Origin of the sequence: Planococcus sp. 11815 (assembly GCF_051096385.1) — a bacterium.
Taxonomy (GTDB): Bacteria; Bacillota; Bacilli; order Bacillales_A; family Planococcaceae; genus Planococcus; species Planococcus citreus.
On record NZ_CP096991.1, the window covers coordinates 349,323 to 366,356 of the forward strand.

At 50.6% G+C, this 17,034-nt stretch carries 15 protein-coding genes and 1 pseudogene; 12 read left to right on the top strand and 4 right to left on the bottom strand.

What is annotated here, in order from left to right; genetic code table 11:
- Positions 1–71: 71 nt before the first annotated feature.
- Complete coding sequence (locus M1Q06_RS01900; protein ID WP_121300811.1) at positions 72–749, top strand: hypothetical protein; 678 nt, start codon at positions 72–74, stop codon at positions 747–749.
- Positions 750–1,048: 299 nt separating this feature from the next.
- On the opposite strand, the pseudogene M1Q06_RS01905 reads toward M1Q06_RS01900, so the two are convergent.
- Positions 1,049–1,330: pseudogene (locus M1Q06_RS01905) on the bottom strand (GNAT family N-acetyltransferase); the annotation flags it as partial.
- 88 nt (positions 1,331–1,418) lie between these two features.
- Between M1Q06_RS01905 and M1Q06_RS01910 the strand changes: the two are divergent.
- A complete protein-coding gene (locus tag M1Q06_RS01910) occupies positions 1,419–2,336 on the top strand; it encodes a catalase (RefSeq protein ID WP_434401241.1) in 918 nt (305 codons plus the stop codon).
- An 82-nt stretch (positions 2,337–2,418) separates the two neighbouring features.
- On the opposite strand, the gene M1Q06_RS01915 is transcribed toward M1Q06_RS01910, so the two are convergent.
- The 3 genes from M1Q06_RS01915 to M1Q06_RS01925 form a co-directional block, all read right to left on the bottom strand.
- The gene (locus tag M1Q06_RS01915; protein ID WP_434401243.1) at positions 2,419–3,822 is read right to left on the bottom strand and encodes a Glu/Leu/Phe/Val family dehydrogenase; all 1,404 of its coding nucleotides are present in this window, start codon (positions 3,820–3,822) and stop codon (positions 2,419–2,421) included.
- A gap of 72 nt (positions 3,823–3,894) precedes the next feature.
- Entirely contained in the window at positions 3,895–5,385 is a 1,491-nt protein-coding gene (locus M1Q06_RS01920) for a glycine betaine uptake BCCT transporter (protein WP_434401245.1), read from the bottom strand.
- Between the two features lie 160 nt (positions 5,386–5,545).
- Complete coding sequence (locus M1Q06_RS01925) at positions 5,546–6,109, bottom strand: SLOG family protein (protein ID WP_058381959.1); 564 nt, start codon at positions 6,107–6,109, stop codon at positions 5,546–5,548.
- Positions 6,110–6,256: 147 nt separating this feature from the next.
- Between M1Q06_RS01925 and M1Q06_RS01930 the strand changes: the two genes are divergently transcribed.
- From M1Q06_RS01930 to M1Q06_RS01975, 10 genes are all read left to right on the top strand, one after another.
- On the top strand, positions 6,257–7,219 hold the full coding sequence (locus tag M1Q06_RS01930) for a threonine ammonia-lyase (RefSeq protein WP_434401248.1): 963 nt from the start codon (positions 6,257–6,259) through the stop codon (positions 7,217–7,219).
- A gap of 153 nt (positions 7,220–7,372) precedes the next feature.
- Positions 7,373–8,146: an SDR family oxidoreductase gene (locus tag M1Q06_RS01935; protein WP_121300817.1), complete on the top strand. Its 774-nt coding sequence runs from the start codon at positions 7,373–7,375 to the stop codon at positions 8,144–8,146.
- A 53-nt stretch (positions 8,147–8,199) separates the two neighbouring features.
- The gene (locus tag M1Q06_RS01940) at positions 8,200–9,963 is read left to right on the top strand and encodes an acyl-CoA dehydrogenase family protein (protein ID WP_434401250.1); all 1,764 of its coding nucleotides are present in this window, start codon (positions 8,200–8,202) and stop codon (positions 9,961–9,963) included.
- A 12-nt stretch (positions 9,964–9,975) separates the two neighbouring features.
- On the top strand, positions 9,976–10,950 hold the full coding sequence (locus M1Q06_RS01945) for a quinone oxidoreductase family protein (RefSeq protein WP_121300819.1): 975 nt from the start codon (positions 9,976–9,978) through the stop codon (positions 10,948–10,950).
- The gene (locus M1Q06_RS01950) at positions 10,947–11,921 is read left to right on the top strand and encodes an MBL fold metallo-hydrolase (protein WP_434401253.1); all 975 of its coding nucleotides are present in this window, start codon (positions 10,947–10,949) and stop codon (positions 11,919–11,921) included. The genes M1Q06_RS01945 and M1Q06_RS01950 overlap by 4 nt, the downstream gene beginning before the upstream one ends.
- Before the next feature lie 15 nt (positions 11,922–11,936).
- A complete protein-coding gene (locus M1Q06_RS01955; RefSeq protein ID WP_434401255.1) occupies positions 11,937–12,863 on the top strand; it encodes a ketopantoate reductase family protein in 927 nt (308 codons plus the stop codon).
- 90 nt (positions 12,864–12,953) lie between these two features.
- Complete coding sequence (locus M1Q06_RS01960) at positions 12,954–14,696, top strand: carbon starvation CstA family protein (RefSeq protein ID WP_121300822.1); 1,743 nt, start codon at positions 12,954–12,956, stop codon at positions 14,694–14,696.
- 118 nt (positions 14,697–14,814) lie between these two features.
- Positions 14,815–15,078, top strand: a complete 264-nt coding sequence (locus M1Q06_RS01965; protein WP_101189361.1) for a cory-CC-star protein — start codon at positions 14,815–14,817, stop codon at positions 15,076–15,078.
- 24 nt (positions 15,079–15,102) lie between these two features.
- Positions 15,103–16,044 carry an ArsA family ATPase gene (locus M1Q06_RS01970; RefSeq protein ID WP_058381951.1) on the top strand — a complete coding sequence of 314 codons (942 nt, stop codon included), beginning with the start codon at positions 15,103–15,105 and terminating at the stop codon, positions 16,042–16,044.
- Positions 16,041–17,024 (top strand): zinc-binding dehydrogenase, encoded by a 984-nt coding sequence (locus M1Q06_RS01975; RefSeq protein WP_434401258.1) that lies wholly within the window; start codon positions 16,041–16,043, stop codon positions 17,022–17,024. The genes M1Q06_RS01970 and M1Q06_RS01975 overlap by 4 nt, the downstream gene beginning before the upstream one ends.
- Positions 17,025–17,034 lie beyond the last annotated feature (10 nt).

Consider the following 17,034-nt stretch of genomic DNA (forward strand, 5'->3'; position numbering starts at 1 on the left):
CGGTTGCATGGACTTCCTGCATTGTTTGCTCTAGAATGGTCCATAGCACTGATAGTATCGGAGGGGAAAGAATGAAATTACTTCAAGTACGTAAAGGTCAATTCGTCTACTACAACAACGAATTGCACAAAGTTTATTCCGTTAAGCCGCTCGCTAAAAAATCGGTTTTGATGTTCCGCGTCAAGGACATGGAGCAAGTAGCAAGCCGTGCAGACGAAGTATCGCTCTATAAGCCGAAACATATGGATTCGTTCCTGTTCTTCGGGGAGCGCTACACATTGCGCGAAGACGTTTCCGCAGAAGAAGGCGGCTACATCCTGATCGCCAAGCCGGACCCGGATTATATGGACCATTATTCCTTGAATGAGTTCGAGAAAATCGAATCGGTTGAAGGCAAGAATGTCATCACGACAAGACAGAACACGGTCAAGTCGAGAGAATTTTTCGTGATGGTTCCGGGAGAAGAGCAAGGCAGCAACGACATTGCATATTACGATAAAGGGAAAGTGTCAGCAGAGCAGCAGCAGCATGATGCACAGCTTGCAGACGATCTGCGCGACAGAAGCTCGATTCGCCCGTCAATCGGCGATGTCTATTTGAACCTTGATAACACAGGCACGGCCATGGTCGTCGCGATCATGGGTGAAGAAGTGACACTTGGAACAGGTGACAAGCTGACGTTCCACGACTTGCATAAAGCGGACAATTGGAGCTACCTCTACAACGTAGCGGACGGCGATTTCCGTTAATAAAAAAGGCGGCCAATGAATGAACGAAGCATCCGCTGAGTTCATTCATTTGCGACGCATCTGCCGCGCAGATGTGGGAGCACATCTTTTACGTGAGGTTTGAGCAAAGCGAAAGCAGAGCAAACGGTTTTTCTTTTGAATGAACGAAGCATCCGCTGAGTTCATTCATTTGCGACGCATCTGCCACGCAGATGTGGGAGCACAGTTGTTATGGGAAGCTTGAGCAAAATGAAAGTTAAACATTTGGAGTTTCTCGATACTAAAAAAGGGAGCCGCAGCGGCTTCCTTTTTTTTATGCTTTATTTCACCAGAACATCCTGGAACTCTTCTGTGCGCTCGATTACTTTTTTGGCGTATGGGCATTGCGGGTCCACTGATTTGCCTTCGTTTCTTGCATGCTCAACCATTTTGCCGACCAGCTCTTTGCCCATGCCTTGGCCGCTAAGCTGCGGGGCCACTTCGGTATGATCAACCGTTAGCACATCGCCGTTTTCGACGTAGCTGACAAAGCCGACTTCCTCTGAACCGTCGATCATGGCAATGCGATTGTCTTGATGTTGAAAATCCATTTCAATTTCCTCCTTTTTAAAAAAGCATTCTACTTAAAAGGTATTCCCGTTCTTTTCAATAATATGCATAGCGGGTATGAAAGAAAAAAGGAGGGATGGCATGGAAGCCAATCAACAAGAACAACAGGCAGTCAACCAGATCGAAGAAGTCTTCGGTGAGCATAAAGGCTATCGGCGCGCGCATGCTAGAGGCGCAGGATATAGAGGACTGTTCGAAGGCAGCGGAGAGGCCAGTGAATTGACCGATGCTGCGCATTTTCAAAATGTAAAGGTGCCAGTATTTGTGCGTTTTTCCCATTTCTCGCCGGATCCCACTTGGGCGGATGCCATGTCGCCAGTCAAAGGCATGGCAGTCCAATTCAAGATCGGGCCGGAAGAGGTGACAAATATCGTGTCGGTGACTTCACCGGTGTTCTTCACCCGTTCACCGGAACGCTTCATGGAAATGCTTGAAGTATCCCGCTCTTTTCAGAAGGGCAGTCCGAAATTAGGGGAGCTGGCAGAGCTGCTGACGGATTTTCCTGAAGTGAGAGCGATGTTCTCGAGCGTGAAGAAAATGACGGTGCCAGAAAGTTTTGCGACAGGCATCTACCATTCCATCCATGCGTTCTATTTTGAAAAGGAAGGCAGCAAGAGACAGGCAGTGAAATATGTATTCGAGCCGGATGCAGGTGAAGACAAGCGTTCCTTAAAGGATATGAAAGACTTGCCTTTCGGCTATTACGAACGGGAATTGGCTGAGCGAACCACACGCAGCCCCGTATTTTTCAAGCTGTATGCCATCATTGGTGAAGCAGGCGACCCGACGGACGATCCGACGCGCGATTGGCCAAAAGACCGTGAACGCATCTTTCTTGGGCGATTGATGATCGAAGCGCCCGACGAGCAAGCTGAACAAGCCTTGTATGATCCAACCGCAATGACCGCAGGCATCAGTTGTTCGGAAGATCCGATTCTCCAGTTCCGCCGCGGTGCATACCGGCATTCTTACGAAAAACGCATAGCCGAAAATGAATGAACGGAAAGCGGTCTGAAAAGATTGCTGAAAATGTGCTTCTAAAGTAAAAGACAACCCGCTACATATCAGCGGGTTGTCTTTTTTAATAGAGCTTTCCTTGTTTATGCAGCACCGTCGATAAACGCTGTACGGCATGGATAAAACAAGTTTCGCGAAGTGGATATGGATTCCCGAAATATTGGGGAAGGATCGTGTCCATCGTTTCCTGCATTTTTTCCAACAACAGGCGGAATACTTCCGATTCTTCGTGGTATTGGGTTTCGCGGCCTTGCAGCCATTCGAGATAGGAGACGATGACACCGCCAGCATTGGCTAAGATATCCGGGATGATGATAACCCCTTCATTGTCCAAATACTCATCGGCAACACGCGTCGTCGGTGCATTTGCGCCTTCTACGATGATCTTGGCTTGGATGTCCTCCATATTGCCTTGGTGAATCTGGTCTTCAAGCGCCGCCAAAAAGAGTACATCGACAGGTAAAGTCAATAATTCTTCGCGCCCCCGGATTTCTGCTTTTATCCCAGACTGGTCGAGTTCTGCTGCATCTTTCGGTAAATCTCCCCGATTGCCGGAAGTGAAAGCGATCAAACTTGGTATATCGAGGCCGTCTCCGTTATACAGCGTGACGTTGCGATCGCTGACGGCGATCACTTGATTGTTCAAGGCGCGACATTGATAGGCTTCAAGTGCAGCGACAGATCCAACGTTCCCGAACCCTTGGACCGCCATTTTCAAGGGACGCTCCGCATGCTCCAAAGCTGTCTGCGCAAACAGGTTCCCGGAATTTTTTAGATGCTCTTTGTGTGCCAATACGTAATCGTGGATCAAATAGCGGAAAGTGAAATAGACCCCTTTGCCGGTCGCTTCCCGGCGTCCGAGCGAACCGCCGTTGACGACGCTTTTTCCGGTGAAGCTGCCGAGATAAGGCTTGCCGTGGTGGATCTTTTTATATTCCGCCATCATCCAGTCCATTTCGCGTTCGCCAGATCCCATATCGGGTGCTGGAATGTCTTTATCCGGCCCGATGACATCGGCAAAATAGCGGACATATTTACGCGAAACGATATTTAATTCCTTTTCGCTGTAATTGCGCGGATTGATGACGATGCCGCCCTTGCCTCCGCCGAAAGGCACTTGGTGAAGGGCATTTTTCAAAGTCATCAAAAAGGCCAAATTGACGACTTCATCTTCATTGACCCCTTCATAAAAGCGGATGCCGCCTTTATATGGCCCTAAGCTATCGTTATGCTGCACACGGTAAGCGGGGATCCGTTCGATTGTCCCGTCTTCTCGCGGGACACGTAAAAATGATTTATGGATATTGTTCGGCGTGGAGATAATTGCGCTTAATGAGTTAAATGCTTGAGTGCGGACCCCGTCGGTCAAATCAGGTAAAAATTCCTTTTTTTCGTATAAGGCATCGAGTGAATCCTGAATGATTTTCTTCGTTTCTTCTTCCAACGTGAGCACCTCCAAGATATTCATACTTCCTTATACCCCTTGGATGCGGCTTTAAGCTTAAAAAAAACCGCCGTTTTTTTAACGGCGGTCGGGAATTTATTTTTTGCGCTGCATTAATTGATGCTCCGTGTTCAAGGCTTTGAACAGCGCGATGACCATCAGGATCATGACGAACGAAAACGGCAAAGCCGCAATGATGATGGTGTTTTGCACAGCTGTCAAACCGCCTACAGAAAGCAGGATCGCAGCGACGAGCGACTGGGCGATGCCCCAGAGGATCTTAATCTGGTTGCTCGGAAGCAACGAACCTTTTGTCGATTGCATGCCCAGGACGAAAGTCGCCGAGTCTGCAGATGTGATGAAGAATGTGCTGACGAGCAAGATCGCGATAATCGACATGATGATCCCAAGCGGCAATTGGCTGAATGTCGCAAACAAAGTTTGTTCGGTCGGGAAGGCGGTCAAGTCGACACCGCTTTTTTGGATATCGATCGCAGTGGTCCCGAATGCGCCGAACCATAGCGAACCGAAAATCGTTGGAGCGAGGACAACGCCAATCAAAAACTCACGGATCGTCCGGCCTTTGGAGACACGGGCGATAAACATGCTGACGAATGGCGCCCAGGAAATCCACCATGCCCAGTAGAAGATTGTCCAGCCATCGAGCCAGCTGCGGTTTTCCGCATCAAGCGGTGCAGACTGGAAACTCAAGCTGATCAAATTCTGGACATAAGCCCCGAATGTTTCCGTAAAGAGATTGAGGATCAGAATCGTCGGGCCCAGAATGAGGACCAATACCAGCAAAGCGATGGCCAGGACCATATTGGTATTGGATAAATACTTGATTCCTTTGTTCAGTCCCGACCAAGCCGAGATGATGAACAAAAGTGTAACGACACCGATGATGACCATCTGCACCCAGTATTCCTGGGGTGCGCCGAATAGGTAAGCAAGCCCGCCGTTTATTTGGGCAGCTCCGAAGCCAAGCGATGTGGCGACGCCAAAGACGGTGGCGAATACAGCCAATACGTCAACTAATGTGCCAAGCGGGCCGTTCATCCGATCGCCGAATAGTGGCTTCAATGTGGTCGAAATCAGAGCTGGCTGCCCTTTGCGGAATTGGAAGAACGCCAGGGACAGTGCGACCATTCCATACATGGCCCAGACGTGGATGCCCCAATGGTAGTAAGTACGCTGCAAAGCTTCCTTGAAAGCTTCATCCGTTCCGGGTTCAGCTGTCGCTGGCTGGATGGCGAAATGAGACAGCGGTTCAGAAGCGCCGTAGAAGACGAGCCCGATGCCCATTCCGGCTGAGAACAGCATAGCCAGCCAAGTAAATGTGGAAAATTCAGGCCGGTCCGAATCCCGGCCGAGGCGGATTTTGCCGTAGGGGCTAACGATGATGACGATGACAAAAATCAGCAGAAGCGCCATGATCATCAAATAATACCAGCCGAAAGCTGTATTGATATAAGTTCGGATTGTTCCTGTAGCCTGTTCAAATACTTCCGGCGCGATAACTCCGAAGCCGACGGTCAAAATGACAAGTGCGAATGCGATATAGAAAACTTTAGTTGCTTTGTTCATGTTTCCTCCTATGATGTTTTTTTAACATAACTATTAAAGGTATAGGAATGCGGAAGAATAGTCAAATGCTTAGCAGATAATAAAAACTTGTGATTTGATATTCTTATTTGGGAAAATGAGGATAATAAAATCCCCTGCACAGACTGCGCAAGGGAGTCATTCACCAGCCGTTCCATTCGTTTTGCTGTTCCTCTTCCGCGACGATGCGCAGATCATCGGCCGAGATGATGAGGATGTCGTATTCGTTCTTTTCAGCATAGCGTTCGGCTTCTTGTTTGATGAACTTCGGCGAGCCTTCCGTTTCCTCGTCGTAAATCAGCAGGATGCCGTCGGAATTTCGGAGGAAGAACTTATTTTTCTCGACAAACTGCCACGGCGCCTCATAAGGCTTGTTCGTCAAACTGCGGTGGAAATCGGCTTGGGATAACAGGAATTCGTATTTTTCCTGTTTCGCTTCGTTCCAGTTTTTCTCCTGGTCCTCGAAAGGTGTAAGAATGGCGAAATGCAGCTGTGGAAATTCCTCCTGCAATTCGATCACCACTTCAGCGGCCCAAGTTTCGACGCCCAGCTGGCCGCTCAAGATCACCCATTCGAGCCCTTCGTCGACCAGTGCGCGCAGGCGGTTTTCGAGCGCTTTCTTGATAAAGCGCACCCCTTCGTGCTTGTCGTCGAATATGCCGAGCTCATGTGGTTTATAGCCGGTGATGACTAAGCGTTTGAGCATATCGTCTCCTCCTTTATGCAAATCAGTGTTATCAGTTTAACGCATTTTCTTCCATTATGGAGAATGCACGTCTCGTTTGCATTACCAGTCTTTGTGTAACTGAATATTCGCTTTATGGTAAGCTGAACGAAAAAAGGAGTGAGATCAGTGGCCAATATTGAAGAGGTAGAGCAGGCAAGAAGCCGCATTCAAAACATCATCCATAAAACGCCGATTGTGCATTCACAGTCGCTCCAGGAAAAATGGGAGCGCCGCGTGTTCTTGAAAGCCGAGCATTTGCAGAAGACGGGCTCGTTCAAGATCCGCGGGGCGGCGAATGCTGTGACGAATGCCGTATCGAACGGGGCGACGCTCGTAACGGCCGCTTCTTCCGGCAATCACGGACAAGCGGTCGCTTATGTGGCCAACGAGCTCGGCATCTCCTCTGTTATCGTCGTGCCGACGGACGCAAGCCCGGCAAAAGTCGCAGCGATCAAAGCATATGGCGGACGGGTGGAATATTGCGGCACGACTTCAGCGGAGCGGATTCCGCATGCCAAGTCGCTGGCGAACCAACTGAGTGGCGTCTACATTCCCCCGTATGACCATCGTGACATCATCGCTGGACAAGGAACAGTCGGCTTAGAGATAGTCGAACAAATGCCGGATGCCGATGTCATCGTGGTGCCTGTCGGCGGCGGCGGATTGATTTCGGGCATCTTGACGGCAGTGAAAGCACGGCGTCTGGATGTATTGGTGATCGGCGCAGAGCCGGCGCTTGCGAATGACACGGCCTTATCTTTGGAGCGGGGAGAGATTACAGCGATCGGCCCGACCGAAACGATTGCCGACGGCTTACGGACCTCGCAGCCCGGCGACTTGACCTTCCCGATTGTAAACGAGTTGCTCGACGGGCTGGTGTTGGTGGAAGAACAGGAAATCATTGAAGCGATGCGCGATATCGCTGTCCGCACGAAGCAGCTGGTGGAACCTTCAGGGGCAGTTGCCGCAGCGGCCATCATGTCGGGCAAAGCAGGCACGGCGGATCAAACCATCATCGCAGTGATTTCAGGCGGCAATGTCGACCTCCCGCGTTTTGCGGCGCTGTTGAACGCTCCTGAAAATGAATAGATCGAATTGCTTTGAGCCGAGCCCTGATTGTGATGGGGCTCGGCTTTTTGGCGCGGGTAGGCGATTGCATAATGGCGATGAAAACGGTAACATAAAGTTTAAGTATTCTGAACATACCGACTAGTCGGTATTTATAATGAAGGGGGAAGCAATATGCCAGTGATGGATTTATTCGATTTAACCGGAAAGACAGCAATCGTAACAGGAGGCGGCAGGGGGCTTGGTGCACAGATTGCAGAAGGATTTGCGGAAGCCGGTGCCAATGTGGTGCTATGTTCACGAAAAGTAGAAGCGTGCGAGGAAGTCGCTAAGCAACTCGAAGCGAAGGGCGTGAAAACTTTGGCGCTCGCTTGCGACGTCACCAATCCACAAGACGTTAAAAATGTTGTCGAGAAGACTGTCGAGGCGTTCGGGACGGTCGATATCCTCGTAAACAATTCAGGGGCTTCCTGGGGAGCGCCTGTGTCAGAGATGCCGCTTGAAGCATGGAATAAAGTGATGGCGGTCAATGTGACTGGCACGTTTCTTATGAGCCAGGCTGTTGGGGAAGTGATGATTTCCCAAAATAGCGGAAAGATTATCAATATCGCTTCGGTCGCAGGGCTCGGGGGGATCGACCCGCAGCTGATGGATGCAATCGGCTACAATACAAGCAAAGGTGCGGTCATCACATTTACAAAAGATTTGGCGGCGAAATGGGGGCGCCATAATATCAAGGTCAACGCTATCGCACCTGGATTCTTCCCGACGAAAATGTCGAAAGACGTGATGAAGCACGGCGAGCAAGGCTTGCTGGCGAGGACGCCGCTAAACCGTTTCGGGACAGACGAAGACCTGAAAGGCGCGGCTTTATTCCTGGCAGCGAGAGCATCGGATTACGTGACGGGCGATGTCGTGATGGTCGACGGCGGTATGCACGCCATGTAAGGGATCGGCCACTGGATGCAATACATATTTGAACAACAAAGGGGACGGAGAAGATGAAAGCTGAGGCGAATATATACCGGGGCGCTGATTTCTTGATAAAAGCCGCGGGTCCGATCTTTACACCTGAACAGTTTACCGATGAACACAAAATGATTGCGAAAACAGCGAAGCAGTTTCTGGAGAAAGAAGTGCACCCGCACAACGAACGGCTGGAGGGCCAGGATTTTGAACTTGTCCAGGAGCTCTTTCACAAAGCGGGAGAACTTGGCTTGCTCGCGCACAGCATTCCGGAAGCTTACGGCGGGCTCGGGCTCGATAAAATCAGCAAAGGGCTGGTCGGCGAATCGCTCGGACCGGCAGGCGGATACGGCGTGGCGCATTCCAACCATACATGCATCGCGACCTTGCCCATCACGTATTTCGGCACGCAAAAACAGAAAGAATATTATTTGCCAAAACTTGCAAGCGGCGAATTTATCGGAGCGTATTGCCTGACAGAACCGGGAGCGGGTTCGGATGCCTTAGCTGCCCAAACGACTGCGGTGCTGAATGAAGAAAGGACGCATTATTTGCTGAATGGTTCGAAGTTGTACATCACCAACGCCGCGTTTTCCGATACCTTCATTACCTATGCGAAAGTGGACGGCAAAGCGTTCACGGCATTTATCGTCGAAAAGAAACATCCTGGCTTATCGCTCGGACCTGAAGAGAAGAAAATGGGCATCAAAGGTTCCTCGACGCGCCCGGTCATTTTCGAAGATTGTAAAGTTCCGGTGGAAAACGTGCTTGGAGAAGTCGGAAAAGGCCATCTTGTGGCATTGAACGTCCTGAATCTCGGCCGCTTTAATTTAGGGTCGGCCTGCATGGGTGCTGCTAAATTCAGTTTGTCGCTGGCGCTTGGCTACACGCAGGAGCGCAAGCAGTTTAACCGCGCCATTTCGGATTTTTCGGCGACGCAAGAGAAAGTGGCGAAGATGGCTGTGCGCATTTTCGCTTTGGAATCGTTGCAATACCGGACCGCGGGCTATCTTGAAGAAGCGCTCGGCGGATTGTATGAATCGCAGGACCACGGATTGATCGCCAAGCGGATGATGGAATATGCCGCTGAATGCGCCATCTGCAAAGTATACGGTTCAGAAACCTTGGATTTCGTCGCGGATGAGAGCCTGCAGTTGTTCGGCGGCTACGGCTATATCCAGGAATACAAAATCGAGCAAGTGTACAGGGATTCACGCATCAACCGCATTTTCGAAGGCACGAATGAAGTCAACCGGCTGCTCGTTCCGGGCAATGTATTGAAAGCTGCCGCAAAAGGCGCACTTGACCTGGAAGCAGCAGCGACGCAAGCAGTTGAAGAAATGCAGACGCCGGAAGTGCCGTATATCGGAACGCTTGCCCGCGAAACGGAAGCCGTGCGGGCGATGCGGCGCGTCTTCCTCAGTATGCTCGGGCTGGCCGCAAAATCCTACGACCCAGGGATCGGGGAGCAGCAAGAAGCGCTTTTGAAACTCGCCGACCTTGCGATTGACTTGTATGCGGCCGAATCAGCCGTCGCGCGGACGCAGCAAGCGCTCGAACAGAATGAAAACAAAGCTCAACATAAAGTGGAGATGACACAAGTGTTCATCGATGATGCCTTGCTCGAAAGCGAGATGACGGCGCGTCAAATACTCCAAGGCATGACAGAAGGAGAAGAACTGGCGCGCTATACAGCGATGGCGACCGGCGAACTCAGCCGCTTGCAACGCGGCGGGACAGTTGCAGCTAAACGCCAATTGGCCCGAACGATTTATCAGGCAGGGCAGTATATCAGCTAAGGGGGAAACGAGATGAAAGTGGTGAAATTCGAGGAATATGGTGGCCCGGAAGTGCTCCAATATATCGATTCGGAACAACCAAAGCCGAAAGATCATGAAGTGCTCATTGAAGTGAAAGCGGCAGGTGTCAATTATGCCGATACGGCAAGACGTGAAGGGAAATATGTCGTGCCGACCGAATTGCCATATATTCCGGGCTCTGAAGTGGCGGGAGTGGTCGTCGAAGCAGGAGCGGGCGTCACCCGTTTCAAAACGGGCGACCGCGTCGTCGCCTTGATCGAATCGTCGGGTTACGCTGAATATGTGGCGATTCCGGAGCAGGTATTGACGCCGGTGCCGGAAGGCGTCAGTTTTGAAGAAGCTGTCGCATTGCCGCTTCAAGGCTTGAGCGCTTACCATATTTTAAAAACGATGGGCCGTTTGGAACCGGGCGAAACGGTATTGATTCACGCTGCTGCCGGAGGCGTCGGGACGATTGCCGTGCAGCTTGCGAAACTTTTTGGTGCCGGGAAAATCATCGCTACGGCGAGCACGGAAGAAAAACTGTTCCATGCCGAGAAGATGGGCGCCACTCATTTGGTGAATTACAGCGAAGATGGCTGGGTAGGGCGCATCAAAGAAATCACTGAAGGCAAAGGCGTCGATCTGGCGCTTGAAATGGTCGGGGGCAGCGTCTTCAACGATACGCTGAAGACCTTGGCGCCGTTCGGGCGATTGGTCATTTTCGGTGCGGCAAGCGGAGAGCAGGCGACATTCGCACCGGGTCAATTGATGAAGCGCAATCAATCGGTCATCGGTTTTTTCCTGCCGCAGATCATGCGCAAGCCAGAATTATTCCAGAAAAGCTTTCAGGAGTTACTCGAATATATGGATAGCGGGCAATTGAAATTGACGATCGGCGGCACATATCCGCTCGAACAGGCCGCTGATGTGCACGAATTGCTGCAAAGCCGCAAAACGATCGGGAAGCTGGTGCTGAAGCCATGAACGACGTCCAACAAGCCGAAACCCAAGAGCTTTTTGACAAACTTGAATTGAAGCCCGTGAGGCATCCATTGCCGTTTAGGCTGAACCACGTCAATTGCTTCATGGCAAAAGGGGAGGATGGCTGGACGATTATCGATACCGGGTTGAACAATGACGCTTCGAGAGAGTTGTGGGAGCAGGAAATCGGGGATGACAAGGTGGAGCAGATTCTCCTGACCCATTACCATCCCGATCATTTTGGCTATTCAGGCGGATTGCAGCAAAAGACCGGCGCACGGCTGTCGATGAGCAAAATCGATGCGGACGCAGGAATGAAATCGTGGGATGATGCATTTTTGAATGCCTTGCCAGGCTATTACGAGGCAGCGGGCATCCCACAGGAAGCGTCGCAGGAAATGGCGGACAATACGAGAGCCTTTCGACCGCTCATTTCCCCGCTTCCGAAAGTCGATCATCATTTCGAGGAAGGGGAAAAAGTGCGCATCGGCCGCTTTGATTATGAAGTGCTGTTCGTGCCAGGACATTCGGATGGCATGGTGTGTTTTTACCAACGCGAGCACAATGCGCTGTTGGCGGCGGACCATATTTTGCCGCGTATCACGCCGAATATTTCCTATTGGTTTCACGGCGACCCGAATCCGCTTATGACGTATATGCATTCTTTGGAGAAAATCCGTGAACTGGATGTGGAATGGGTCATCCCATCGCATGGCGAAGCGTTCCAAGGGGCTAACAAACGAATCGATGAATTGCTTGCCCATCACGAGGAACGTTTGAATGCGACTTGGCGGATGCTTGAACAACCGCTGACGATTTTTGAAGTGCGCGAGCGTTTATTCGACCGGCCGTTGACAGTCCATGAAATGCGTTTTGCAGTTGGGGAAACTTTGGCGCATCTTGAATATTTACGCGCCGAGGGCAGATGCGAACGGGTGATGGAAGCGGAGCGCTGGATTTATAAACAAATTTAAAAAGGATGTGTCAGGATGAGAATGTTGATGGTAGGAGCAGGAGGCATCGGAGGTTATTTCGGTGCGCGTTTACTGGAAAAAGGGGAAGACGTAACATTTTTGGTCAGGGAAGGACGCAAGAAAAAGATTGAAGAAGAAGGCTTACGCGTCAACAGCCGGCACGGAGATCTGCATCTCCAGCCGGCTCTTTTGACGAAAACGATGCAAGCCGAGCCGTTCGATATTATTCTGCTATCGACGAAAGCGTATCAGCTTGAACAAGCCATCGAAGACATCCGTCCATTTGTCGGCGAAGAGACGATGATCTTGCCGCTGCTGAATGGCATTGCGCACGTTGAACAGCTCATCTCTGCATTCGGGGAGGAAGCGGTAATCGGCGGCTTATGCTTTATCGAGACAACCATTGCCGAAGACGGTTCGATTGTCCAGACGAGCCCGATTCATCAATTGGTTTACGGGGAACGGGGAGGCGAAAGGACAGATCGCATCGACAAATTGAAAACGCATTTCGATGGAACGAAAGCGGAATTTGTTTTGAGTGAGGATATCGATCAAGACATGTGGCATAAATACATGTTCATCACGGCGATGTCCGGCATCACCTCGCTCATGGAATCGCCCATCGGCCCGATCCGCAAGCTGCCGTCCGGCCAATCTGCCATCCAATCGCTGCTCGAAGAACTTGAAGCGGTCATGATGGCAATAGACGCGCCAATCAAAAAAGGGATTGCCGCCATCCAGCTCGACAAAGTGAACAGCATGGACGACAGCATGAAATCATCGATGCAGCGCGATATGGAGAAAAGCCAGGGCATCGAAGCCGACCATCTGCAAGGGCATCTCATTGAAAAAGCCCAGCAAGCCGATGTTCCGGTGCCAGTGCTCGAGACCGTTTATACGAAGCTGAAACTGTATGAAGAAAATAACAATAGAAAGAAATAAAAAACAGAACATTTACAATATTAAATTACTCCTCTATGATTAAACAAGATGTGCAGAAATTTCAAAAAAGACAAAAGGGAGTTGGGAAATGTGAATGCAATTGCTTTAGCTGCTATGGGGTTATTTATATTCGTTCTCGGATACCGGTTTTATTCCAAATTCGTAGCAGAAAAGATCTTCAAGCTCGACCCGAATTACGTGACACCGGCCCACCGTTACAAAGACGGCGTCGACTTTGTGCCGACCAATAAGTTCGTCTTATGGGGACATCATTTTACATCGGTTGCAGGGGCTGCACCGATTCTCGGGCCGGCCATCGCCGTTTATTGGGGCTGGCTGCCAGCGGTCCTATGGGTCGTCTTCGGTACGGTGTTCGCAGCCGGCGTCCATGACTTCGGGACGCTTGCGCTGTCAGTCCGCAACAAAGGGCAATCCGTCGGGACGCTCGCCCACCGCTTGATCGGCCAGCGCGGGAAAGTGTTGTTCTTGTTTATCATCTTAATCTTGGTTCTCATGGTCAATGCGGTATTCGCTTGGGTCATCGCGAATTTATTCATCTCGTATCCCGCCAGCGTCATTCCGGTATTCATCCAAATTCCACTTGCGATTTGGATCGGCTACGCTGCTTACAAGCGAAATATGAAAATGCTTATCCCTTCTTTGATAGCGCTTGCAATCATGTACGGGACAGCAGTCATTTCCAGCCAAGTAGACTTTTTGCAAATCGATCTTGTCCGCTATATGGGCGGGGAAGAAGGCGCCGGCCTGTTCGGTCTTGGGGCCATTTCCAGCGCATTCTTCATCTGGATTGTCGTGTTGATGATTTATGTCTACATCGCATCCACCTTGCCGGTTTGGAAACTTCTCCAGCCGCGTGATTTCATCAACTCCCACCAATTGATCGTCGGCCTTGCAATTTTGTATCTAGGGCTATTGTTCACGAATCCTGAAATCACAGCTCCGGCAACCAACCCGGGCGCAGATGTCTCTTGGTTCCCGTTGCTCTTCATCACGATTGCTTGTGGTGCGATTTCCGGTTTCCACGGACTTGTTTCTTCGGGGACTTCATCGAAACAGTTGGATAAAGAAACAGATGCACGCTTTGTCGGGTATTTGGGAGCTGTCGGTGAAGGCGTGCTCGCGTTGATCTCGATCATCGCCGTCATCACGCTATTCCCTGACCGTGCAGCATTCAGTGCTTCTTACAGCAGCTTTGCTGACGCAAGCGGCGCCGGTCTTGGAAACTTCATTGAAGGTGCGACCATCCTTGCTTCCGGTTTGATGATTCCGGGGTCAGTCGCTTCAACGATCGTTTCGATCATCGTCGTTTCGTTCGCTGCCACAACACTTGATACATCTGTCCGCCTCATGCGTTATATCATTTCAGAGCTCGGCGTGGAATACAAAGTGCCTCAACTTGAGAAAAAGCACGTTGCGACGTCGATTGCGGTGCTTTCGAGCATGGCGCTTGTCATCTTGCCGGAAGGTCCGAACGGATTCGGTTCTGGCGGCTACTTGCTATGGCCACTGTTTGGGACATCCAACCAGCTGCTTGCCGGAATCAGCTTGCTGTTGATTTCGATCTGGCTGCGCAAGCTCGGAAGAAATTACATGATCACCATTATTCCGATGGTGTTCTTGATGTTCATGACGTTATGGGCGATGTTCCAGCAGGTGTTCCTGCAATGGGCTTGGTACAATGAAGGGTCGAATACATTGCTATTCGTCTTCGGGGCCATCATTTTCGTGTTCACTTTATGGATCATCTTGACGGCTGCACAGGCGCTCATGAGCAAATCAAATCCTGGATTTTCAGACGAAGATTTGAAATAATGGCTTTACAGAAGGTGCAGGAAATCTGCCGCCATTAGAACGTTCATTATTTATAGTAGGAAATGCCAAGGGATCATATTCATGATCCCTTGTACTTTTTTCAGGAAGAGGTGCCGTTATGCCGATTAGCGACAAACTGAAAAAACTAATCGACTGGTATGAGGCTGTCTTGGAACATCCGCACCGAACGGAAATTGCCCGGGAACTCCGCAGTGAAGACGATTTGTTCTTATTGATGCTGTATTCGGAAATGCTCGGCATCCCGAATCCGGTCTATTACTACACGCTCGAGCTTTATCCGTACATGATCGAAGAATTCCACGACTGGCATTTGCGTATGGGAATGGAAAAATCCCCGCTGTCTGGAATCCGTTGCTGCTGATATTTAACGAAACGAGGGAATGGCATGGACGTGTTATCGAAAAGCATTATTTTTGTCGGAGGCAAGGGCGGTGTCGGCAAATCGACATCCGCTGCAGCCATCGCCTGGCAATCCGCAAAAGCGGGGTACAGGACTTTGCTGGTCTCTACTGACCCCGCGCATAATGTCGGGGATATCTTCAACGAACAAATCGGCGGCCGCACAAAAGAAATCGCCGACAATTTATACGCGCTTGAAATCGATCCGGAAATCGAGACGGAAAATTACATCAAAGGCGTCAAAAACAATATCCGCGGGACGGTCCACACAAGCATGATGGAAGAAGTGAACCGCCAGCTCGATACAGCAAAAGCCTCTCCTGGAGCGGATGAGGCGGCGCTTTTTGACAAACTGATCCACATCATTCTCGAGGAGCGCCAGCATTTCGACAAGCTGGTGTTCGATACGGCGCCGACAGGGCACACGATCCGGCTGTTATCGCTGCCGGAGCTGATGGGCGTATGGATTGAAGGTTTGCTCGATAAGCGCCGCAAAACCAATGAGAATTATACGGCGCTGTTGAATGATGGCGAACCGCGCGAAGACCCGATTTACGATGTCTTGCGCGAACGTCAGGAACGCTTCTCGAAAGCGCGTGATATTTTACTCGACGCTAAGCAAACCGGTTTCGTTTTCGTCTTGAATCCGGAGCGCCTGCCGATTTTGGAGACAAAAAAAGCACTGGAGCTATTGGATAAATACCATCTCCACGTGAAAACCTTGATCATCAATAAAGTGCTCCCGGAACAAGTGGAAGGCGCGTTTTTCCAAGAACGCAAAAAGCACGAAACCAAGTATATGGACATGATTAAAGAAACATTCCCAAAACAGCAGCTATTGTATATTCCGCTGTTTTCGCAAGACATCATCAGCAAGCAACAGCTAGAACAATTCAGCCAACATTTTCAGGAGGGTGACGCAGTTTGAAAGCATTCGTAATGGAAGCAGGACAATATAAACTAAAAGACATGCCCGAACCAACAGCGCAGCCAGGAGAAGTAGTCGTGAAAATCCGCGACGCAGGCGTCAACCGCCGCGACCTTGGCCTGTTGAAGCGCTACGGGGACAACCCGGAAGCGTTGATTATCGGATCAGACGGTGCGGGCGTTGTCGAATCGCTCGGAGAAGGCGTGACGGCTTTTGAGGTGGGTGACGAAGTGATCATCAACCCGGCACTGCGCTGGGATGAAAACAGTGACGCCCCGCCAGCAGGCTTCGATATCCTTGGGATGCCGGATCACGGGACGTTCGCTGAAAAAATCGCCATTTCCGCAGAACAGCTCGAGAAAAAGCCGGCCCATCTATCGTGGGAAGAAGCAGCTGGGCTCGCTTTGCCTGCTTTGACCGGGTACCGTGCTTTGTTCACGAAAGGGCAATTGAAAAAAGGCGATACTCTGTTCATTCCGGGCGCAGGAAGTGGCGTCGCGACGTTTTTGATTCAGTTTGCGAAAAACGCTGGTGCGACGGTCATCGTTACCTCAAGAAGTGAAGACAAACTTGCCCAGGCAAAAGAAATCGGCGCTGACATCGCCATTCCGACCGACAGCGATTGGGTCAAGGAACTCGAAGGCCAAACGATCGACCTCGTCATCGACAGCGTCGGTGGTGCAACGTTCAACCGTTCCCTCGACGTATTGAAAAAAGGTGGGCGCATCGTCATTTTCGGTGCGACGACCGCTGATAATGTCGATTTCAATTTGCGCAGCTTCTTCTACGGACAATATCAATTGTTCGGCTCCACAATGGGCAGCCGCGAGGAACTGCGTGACATGATCCAGCACATCGAACAGCACGATACCCATCCTGTCGTCGACCGCGTCTTTTCCTTGGAGGAAGCGCAAGAAGCGTTCGATTTTTTGGCGGAAGGCAAGCAGTTCGGCAAAGTAGTTTTGCGTGCTTCCGAATAAAAAAATGAAA